The organism is Streptomyces sp. N35 (genome assembly GCF_016464295.1).
GTDB lineage: Bacteria > Actinomycetota > Actinomycetes > Streptomycetales > Streptomycetaceae > Streptomyces.
Genome location: NZ_JAEIMH010000024.1, coordinates 98017 through 105731, shown reverse-complemented (window position 1 = coordinate 105731; position 7715 = coordinate 98017). Strand labels below are relative to the sequence as shown.

Below are 7715 nucleotides of genomic sequence, written 5' to 3'. Positions count from 1 at the left end.
GCGCCCGGCCCCGGCCGGCGCGGGGCGCCGGGGCGCGGGGGCTTTGCCGGTCCGGGGACGCGGCGGCGCGGCGGGTGCCGGTCGGTCACAAGGTCACCTGCCGGGGGTGGTGGAGGGCGACGGGCTGGTCTGGGGCGTGGAGACGCGGGGCGCCGCGGACGTGGACACGCTGGGCGCGGGAGACGTGGAGACGCTGGGCGCCGGGGAGAGGGACACGGTGGGCTTCGAAGAGGCGGGCGCCGTGACCGGTGCCGGGGCGGCGGTCGCCTCGCCCGGCGTGCCGCGCACCTTGCCGTCCGGGTCGAGGAAGGCCGGCGGTCCGCCCGGCACCATGCCGAGCTCGCGGGCGCGGCGCTCCAGGGCGTCGGGTGCGGAGTAGCCGTCGACGGTGGTCTCGAGTTCCTGCTGCTCGTCGGTGAGCTCGGTGGTCTCCTTGCGGAGCTTGCTGAGCTGGAACGAGCCTTCGTTGAGCGCCGAGTTGAGCATCAGGAGCACGATCAGACCGCCGCCGAGCAGCACCACGATGAGCAGCACGAACGGGGTGCGGGCCGCCGAAGTGGGCCCTGCGGGAAGCAGCCGGGCGAGCTGCGCGGCCCTCCCCCGCAGCTGCGGTACCCGGCTCACTCGCCCTCCCCCGGTGACATCCTCACGAAAGGTCCTCCCGGATCCGCTGCGCCCCGCGCAGACGGGCCGGTGCGGCCCGGCGGTTCTCGGCGACTTCTTCCTCGGTGGGCAGTTCGGCGCCGCGGGTGAGCAGCTTCAGGCGCGGCTGGTAGCGCTCGGGCACCACCGGCAGGCCGGGCGGCGCGGTGTTGGCCGCGCCTTCCGCGAACACCTGCTTGACCAGGCGGTCTTCGAGCGAGTGATACGACAGGACCGCGATCCGGCCGCCGACGTCCAGCGCCTTGACGGCCGCGGGGATCGCCCGCTCCAGGACGGTCAGCTCACCGTTGACCTCGATCCGCAGCGCCTGGAAGGTGCGCTTGGCCGGGTTGCCGCCCGTGCGCTTGGCGGCCTGGGGCAGCGCGTCACGGATCAGCTCCACGAGCCGGGCGCTGTTGGCGAACGGCTCCTTGTCGCGCTCACGCACGATCGCGCTGACAATGCGCTTGGCCTGCTTCTCCTCGCCGTACGCCCGGAGGATCCTGACCAGTTCGCCCGGGGGGTACGTGTTGAGGACCTCGGCGGCGCTCATACCGGCCGTCTGGTCCATGCGCATGTCGAGCGGTGCGTCCTGGGCGTAGGCGAATCCGCGGTCGGCCTCGTCGAGTTGCATGGACGAGACGCCGAGGTCGAACAGGATGCCCTCGACCTTCGGAAGGCCAAGACGGTCGAGTACGTCGGGGAGTTCGTCGTACACGGCATGGACGAGGGTGGCCCGTTCGCCGAAGGGTGCGAGCCGTTCGCCGGACAGCCGCAGGGCTTCCTTGTCCCGGTCGAGCGCGACAAGGCGGGCTTCGGGGAAGTTCCGGAGCAGGGCCTCGCTGTGTCCGCCGAGGCCGAGGGTGCAGTCGACGACGACCGCCCCGGGCTTGGTGAGCGCGGGGGCCAACAGGTCCAGGCACCGCTGGAGCATCACCGGGACGTGTCGCTGCTCGCTCAACGCACCCTCTCAGGTCGGGTGCGGCCCGCACATACCGACCGGAGCGAGAGGAGGCCGAGCCGTACGTACGACCGCACGCGCGGGGAGCCCGTCGTTTGGGGGACGGTCTCCTGGAGTTCGGTAACCGCCAGTCGCGTACACGTCTGCCGGTTCGCGTCACTTTAGTCCACCGCCTGTCCCGGTCAATCAACCGGGCGAGCGCGTCGTCCCCCGGCTCGTTCACCCGTACGGGCCCTGTGGTCACTCCCTGTGGAGTGCGTCACGACAAGGCCCTTTGAGGTTCTTTGTCACCTCTCACAGCGGGCTTGTATACACAGTGACCGCTACCTTTTTTCCATGTCGACTTCGCGATCGCTTTCCTCGAGCCCGAACGGTGCCATATCCGGGCAGGGCACCGTCACCGACCGCCTCGTCGAGGCGAACCAGGCCTACGCCGCCGACTTCGTGGACCCGGGCATGGACGCCCGTCCTGTCCTCAAGGTCGCCGTCGTGGCCTGCATGGACGCCCGGCTCGACCTGCACGACGCGCTGGGCCTCGAGCTCGGCGACTGCCACACGATCCGTAACGCGGGCGGTGTCGTCACCGACGACGTGATCCGCTCGCTCACCATCAGCCAGCGTGCGCTCGGCACCCGCAGCGTGGTCCTGATCCACCACACCGGCTGCGGTCTACTCACCCTCACCGAGGACTTCCGGCACGAGCTCGAGGACGAGGTCGGCCAGCGTCCCTCCTGGGCCGTGGAGGCCTTCCGCGATGTGGACCAGGACGTACGGCAGTCCATGCAGCGCGTGCGGACCTCGCCGTTCCTGCTCCACACCGATGATGTCCGCGGCTTCGTCTTCGATGTGAAGACGGGTCTGCTGCACGAGATCGACGCGGCCTGAAAGGCGCCGGGCGCCCCCGCACGGCGCCCGGCTCACTCCCCCTGACGACCATCGCGCCACCCCATAAACCCTCCCAAAACCCGACATAGGACAGTCAGTTGTCCGCAGGCAAGTGACACGAACGGGTAACGGCAACAAGAATGCGGGGGAGGCACCGCACGGGAACCATCCGGCCGCGGTGTCCGTGTTTCGGGGTGGGCCGGGTCGCACAGAGACATCGGCCCGTTTGAACGGGCCGAGGAGGGCCGGGGTGACGACCTATGAAGATCGAGCGAGCCTCACAGATCTGACCACCACCGTGGATCAAGTCCGCAGGTCGGTGGAGGGAGTGATCGAGGGCAAGCCGGAGGTCGTACGGCTTTCGCTGACCGTACTCCTCGCCGAGGGCCATCTGCTCATCGAGGACGTACCGGGCGTGGGCAAGACCATGCTCGCCAAGGCGCTGGCGCGGTCCATCGACTGCTCGGTGCGGCGTATCCAGTTCACACCGGATCTGCTGCCGTCGGACATCACCGGTGTGTCCATTTTCGACCAGCAGCGCAGGGACTTCGAGTTCAAGCCGGGAGCGATCTTCGCGCAGATCGTGATCGGCGACGAGATCAACCGGGCCTCGCCCAAGACCCAGTCCGCGCTCCTGGAATCCATGGAGGAGCGGCAGGTCACGATCGACGGGCAGACCTATGAACTGCCCAACCCCTTCATGGTCGTGGCGACCCAGAACCCGGTCGAGATGGAGGGCACCTACCCGCTGCCCGAGGCCCAGCGCGACCGCTTCATGGCCCGGGTCTCGATCGGTTACCCCAACGCCGAGGCCGAGCTGCAGATGCTCGATGTGCACGGCGGGGTCTCGCCGCTCGACGATCTGCAGCCGGTGGCCCACGCGCACGACATCGTGAAGCTGATCGACGCGGTCCGCAAGGTCCATGTCGCCGATGCCGTACGGCGCTATGCGGTGGAGATCGTCGGCGCCACGCGCAACCACCCCGATCTCAGACTCGGCGCCTCGCCGCGCGCGACCCTGCATCTGCTGCGGGCGGCGAAGGCCTCGGCCGCGCTGAGCGGGCGCGACTATGTCCTGCCGGACGATCTGCAGGCGCTCGCCGTCGCCGTGCTCGCGCACCGGCTGCTGCCCACCGCGCAGGCCCAGTTGAACCGGCGTACGGCCGAGCAGGTCGTGCTCGAGATCCTCCAGCGCATCCCGGTACCGGCCGCACAGGCTCCTGGCGCCGGCTATCCCGCGGCGCCTTCCGTACAGATGCCCGGCATGTCGGGCTACGGCCAGCAGCCGCCCGGCGCGCGGAGGCTGTGATGACGGCCGGGGGGCCGGCGCAGGGAACCACACAGCGGGCCTTTGGCCGGATTTCCCAGTCGGACGACGACAAGGGCGGACTGCGCACCGCCTTCGCGGGGCTGACCACGCGCGGCCGGTCGTTCCTGGCCGCCGGGGTGGCCGCGGCCGCGTGCGCGTATGTGCTCGGCCAGGGTGATCTGCTGCGGGTGGGGCTGCTGCTCGCCGTACTGCCGCTGGTCAGCGCGATCGTCCTTTACCGCACCCGCTACCGCGTGGCCGGTTCGCGCCGGCTCTCGCCCGCGCGGGTACCTGCGGGCTCGGAGTCCCGGGTGCATCTGCGCATGGACAACGTCTCGCGGCTGCCCACCGGGCTCCTGATGCTCCAGGACCGGGTGCCCTACGTGCTCGGTCCGCGGCCGCGCTTCGTGCTCGACCGGGTCGAGGCGGGCGGGCGGCGCGAGGTCTCGTACCGGGTGCGGTCGGACCTGCGCGGGCGCTATCCGCTCGGACCGCTGCAGCTGCGCCTGAGCGATCCGTTCGGGATGTGCGAACTGACGCGGTCCTTCAGCGCGTTCGACACCCTGACGGTGATCCCGAAGGTGGAGGCGCTGCCGCCGGTACGGCTGTCCGGCGAGGCGCAGGGATACGGCGACGGGCGGCAGCGCTCGCTCGCGCTTGCCGGTGAGGACGATGTGATCCCCCGCGGCTACCGGCACGGCGACGATCTGCGCCGGGTGCACTGGCGCTCCACCGCGAAGTACGGCGAGCTGATGGTGCGGCGCGAGGAGCAGCCGCAGCGTGCGCGCTGCACCGTCCTGCTGGACACCCGCCGCATCGCCCACCAGGGCGCGGGCCCCGACTCGGCCTTCGAGTGGGCGGTCTCGGGCGCGGCCTCTGCGCTTGTGCACATGCTGGAACGGGGCTTTTCCGTACGGCTGTTGACGGACACGGGCAACTCCGTGCCCGGCGAAGGCTCCGACGGGTTCGCGGGCTCCACCACGGAGTCGGCGGACGCCGCGGGGATGATGATGGACACGCTCGCCGTGGTCGACCACTCGGACGGCGCGGGTCTCTCGCGTGCGTACGACGTACTGCGCGGCGGAGCCGAAGGGCTGCTCGTCGCGTTCCTCGGCGAGCTCGACGAGGAGCAGGCGGCCGTGGCCGCCCGGATGCGCCAGCGCAGCGGTGCGGCGGTCGCCTTCGTCCTGGACAACGGGGCCTGGGCGCACGGTGCGCAGGCCCCGTCGGCCCAGCTGGAGGAGCGGCTGCGGCTGCTGCGCGAGGCGGGCTGGACGGCGCTCGCGGTACCGCCGGGGCTGTCGCTGCCCGAGCTGTGGAAGCAGGCGGACCGGCAGCGCACGGGCGTCATGGGACGTTCCGAGGCACAAGCAACAGGGGGATGGTCATGAGCGGCCGCACGCGGCTCGCGCTCTGCGCCTTCGCGGCCACGCTGATGGCGGCGTGCGCGCTGCTGCCGCTGGTCAATTCGGCCGCGTGGCTGGTGCAGGGCGCGTTCCTGCTCGCCGCGCAGTCCGGTGTGGGCGCGGCGGCCCGGCGGGTGCCGCTGGCGCGTCCGGTGACGGTCGCCGCCCAGGTCCTGGTGACGCTGCTGCTGCTCACCGTGTTCTTCGTACGGGACGAGGCCTTCGGTCTCTTCCTGCCGAGCCCCGACTCCGTCCGGGAGCTCGGGGTGCTGCTGCAGACCGGTGGCGAGGACGTCGGGCAGTACTCGACCCCGGCACCGCTGACCGACGGCATCCAGCTGATGCTGGTCGGTGGCGTCCTGCTGATCGGGCTGATCGTGGACGCCCTCGCGGTGACGTTCCGCAGCGCCGCGCCCGCGGGCCTTCCGCTGCTCGCCCTCTACTCGGTCGCGGCCGGTCTGTCGGACGGCGGCGCGGGCTGGCTCTTCTTCGTCCTCGCCGCGGCCGGCTATCTGCTGCTGCTGCTCGCCGAAGGGCGCGACCGGCTCTCCCAGTGGGGCCGGGTGTTCGGGGGTGCGCCGCGCCGGGCGAGCGAGTTCTCCTCGGGGCTCGACGGCAGCGGGCCCGCCGCACCGGTGCGCACCGGGCGGCGGATCGGCGCGGTCGCCCTGGGCATCGCCCTGGTGGTGCCGGCTGCGCTGCCCGCGCTGGACAGCGGGCTCTTCGACCCCACGGGCGGCGGCGGAGGGGGCGGGGGCGGCGGCGGGACGATCTCGGCGGTCAACCCGCTGGTCTCGCTGCAGAACAGCCTCAACCAGCCGAACGACCGCGAGGTCCTCAGGTACCGCACGAACTCCGAGTCCACCCAGGACATGTACCTGCGGATCGTGTCGCTCGACCAGTTCGACGGCACGGCCTGGAAGCCGGCGGAACGTGCGATCGAAGAGGTGCCCTCGCGGTTCCCGCAGCCCCGCGGCCTCAGCGGTGACGTGGACGCCAAGGAGGTCACGACCGAGATCTCCGCCGCCGACGACTACGCGCAGGACTGGCTGCCGATGCCGTATCCCGCGACCGCGGTCGACATCGACGGCAACTGGCGCTTCGAGCCGATCGGGCGCGCCGTCGTGGGCGACCGCGGGGAGACGACCAAGGGCAAGAACTACCGGGTCAGCAGCCTGATCGTGCAGCCGACGGCGGCCAAACTGTCCGGGGCTCCGGCCCCCAACGCGGATATCGAGGACGAGTTCACCCAGGTTCCCGATTCGCTGCCGCGCGATGTGACCGACACGGCGCTCGAGGTGACCGAGGGCGCCACCAATCAGTACGAGATGGCCGTCAAGCTGCAGGACTGGTTCGCGGTCAGCGGCGGATTCTCGTACGACACCAAGGTCACCGCGGGCAGTGGGTCGGCGGCGATCAGCCGCTTCCTGAAGGACAAGCAGGGCTTCTGCGTCCACTTCTCCTTCGCGATGGCCTCGATGGCCCGCACCCTCGGCATCCCCTCCCGGGTCGCGGTGGGCTTCACGCCCGGTTCGCCGACCTCGGACGGGGCGATGTCGGTCGGACTCCGCGACGCCCACGCCTGGCCCGAGCTGTACTTCGAGGGCGTGGGCTGGACCCGCTTCGAGCCGACGCCGACGCGTGGGACGGCGCCCGACTACACCCGTGAGGAGACTCCGTCGGACTCCCCGACCACCGCGGCCCCCTCGTCCTCGAGCTCGACGGCGCCGAGCGGCGAGAGTTCCCCTTCGCCCTCGGACTCGTGCCCCGCGGATCTGCGCCGCTTCGGCGAGTGCGGGTCGCAGGAGCCGGGTGCGGCAGGGGCCGGTTCGGGCGGCGGGACGCCTTGGGGCACGTATCTCGGGATCTCGGCGGCCGTGCTGCTCCTCATCGGGGTGCCGTTGCTGCCTCTGATGTGGCGTACGCGGGTACGTGGGATCCGGCTCGGTTCAGAGGGCCGTACACCGGCGGACGGGGCGGCGAGAACGCTGGCCGCGTGGCTCGAAGTCACGGATACGGCCTGGGACTACGGCATCGCGCCCGATGAGGCGCAGACCCCGCGCAAGGCAGCGGCCCGGATCGTCCGGCTCGGTGAGCTGGAGATCGACGCGGCCGAGGCGGTGCACCGGCTCGCGGCGGCGGTGGAGCAGGTGCTCTACGCTCCGACGCCACGGCCGGCGCCCGGTGTGGCCGAGGACGTCCGTACGGTACGGGCCGGTCTGCGGGCCACGATGAGCCGTGGCACACGGCTGCGCGCGACGTTCGCCCCGCGTTCGGCCGTCCGGGTGGGCTGGGCCTTCTCGGACCGCTGGTCCGCTCTCAAGGAGCGCTGGGGCGGGGGCCGGTGGAGCTTCGAGCGGCTGGTGCCGCGACGGGCCAAGTAGCGGTGTGAGGGGTGTGGGGGCGTCGGCCCCCGCACCCCTTCACTGCATCCCGCGCAAAGGGCGCCCCGAACGAGGAGGAGGGGGGGGGGGCGGGCGCGGCGCAGCTGCCGCCCCCCCCCCCCCGGGGG

At 71.7% G+C, this 7715-nt stretch carries 6 protein-coding genes; 4 read left to right on the top strand and 2 right to left on the bottom strand.

The window, feature by feature from the left end:
- Window positions 1–93: 93 nt before the first annotated feature.
- Together JAO81_RS15820 and rsmH are read right to left on the bottom strand one after the other, a co-directional pair.
- Entirely contained in the window at window positions 94–624 is a 531-nt protein-coding gene (locus JAO81_RS15820) for a cell division protein FtsL (protein ID WP_307813403.1), read from the bottom strand.
- Between the two features lie 22 nt (window positions 625–646).
- Window positions 647–1603, bottom strand: a complete 957-nt coding sequence (gene rsmH, locus JAO81_RS15815) for a 16S rRNA (cytosine(1402)-N(4))-methyltransferase RsmH (protein WP_199548488.1) — start codon at window positions 1601–1603, stop codon at window positions 647–649.
- A gap of 336 nt (window positions 1604–1939) precedes the next feature.
- Between rsmH and JAO81_RS15810 the strand changes: the two genes are divergently transcribed.
- The 4 genes from JAO81_RS15810 to JAO81_RS15795 all read left to right on the top strand — a co-directional run bounded on the left by JAO81_RS15810 (window position 1940) and on the right by JAO81_RS15795 (window position 7587).
- Window positions 1940–2488, top strand: a complete 549-nt coding sequence (locus JAO81_RS15810) for a carbonic anhydrase (protein ID WP_165336925.1) — start codon at window positions 1940–1942, stop codon at window positions 2486–2488.
- 250 nt (window positions 2489–2738) lie between these two features.
- A complete protein-coding gene (locus JAO81_RS15805) occupies window positions 2739–3797 on the top strand; it encodes a MoxR family ATPase (RefSeq protein ID WP_199548487.1) in 1059 nt (352 codons plus the stop codon).
- Window positions 3797–5188, top strand: a complete 1392-nt coding sequence (locus JAO81_RS15800) for a DUF58 domain-containing protein (RefSeq protein WP_199548486.1) — start codon at window positions 3797–3799, stop codon at window positions 5186–5188. Before JAO81_RS15805 ends, JAO81_RS15800 begins: the two co-directional genes overlap by 1 nt.
- Complete coding sequence (locus JAO81_RS15795; RefSeq protein WP_199548485.1) at window positions 5185–7587, top strand: DUF3488 and transglutaminase-like domain-containing protein; 2403 nt, start codon at window positions 5185–5187, stop codon at window positions 7585–7587. The genes JAO81_RS15800 and JAO81_RS15795 overlap by 4 nt, the downstream gene beginning before the upstream one ends.
- Window positions 7588–7715: the final 128 nt, after the last annotated feature.

Bases quoted from the DNA above. Each gene is read 5' to 3' on its own strand.
- JAO81_RS15810 (WP_165336925.1), top strand. From the start codon at position 1,940: ATGTCGACTTCGCGATCGCTTTCCTCGAGCCCGAACGGTGCCATATCC.
- JAO81_RS15800 (WP_199548486.1), top strand. From the start codon at position 3,797: ATGACGGCCGGGGGGCCGGCGCAGGGAACCACACAGCGGGCCTTTGGC.
- JAO81_RS15795 (WP_199548485.1), top strand. From the start codon at position 5,185: ATGAGCGGCCGCACGCGGCTCGCGCTCTGCGCCTTCGCGGCCACGCTG.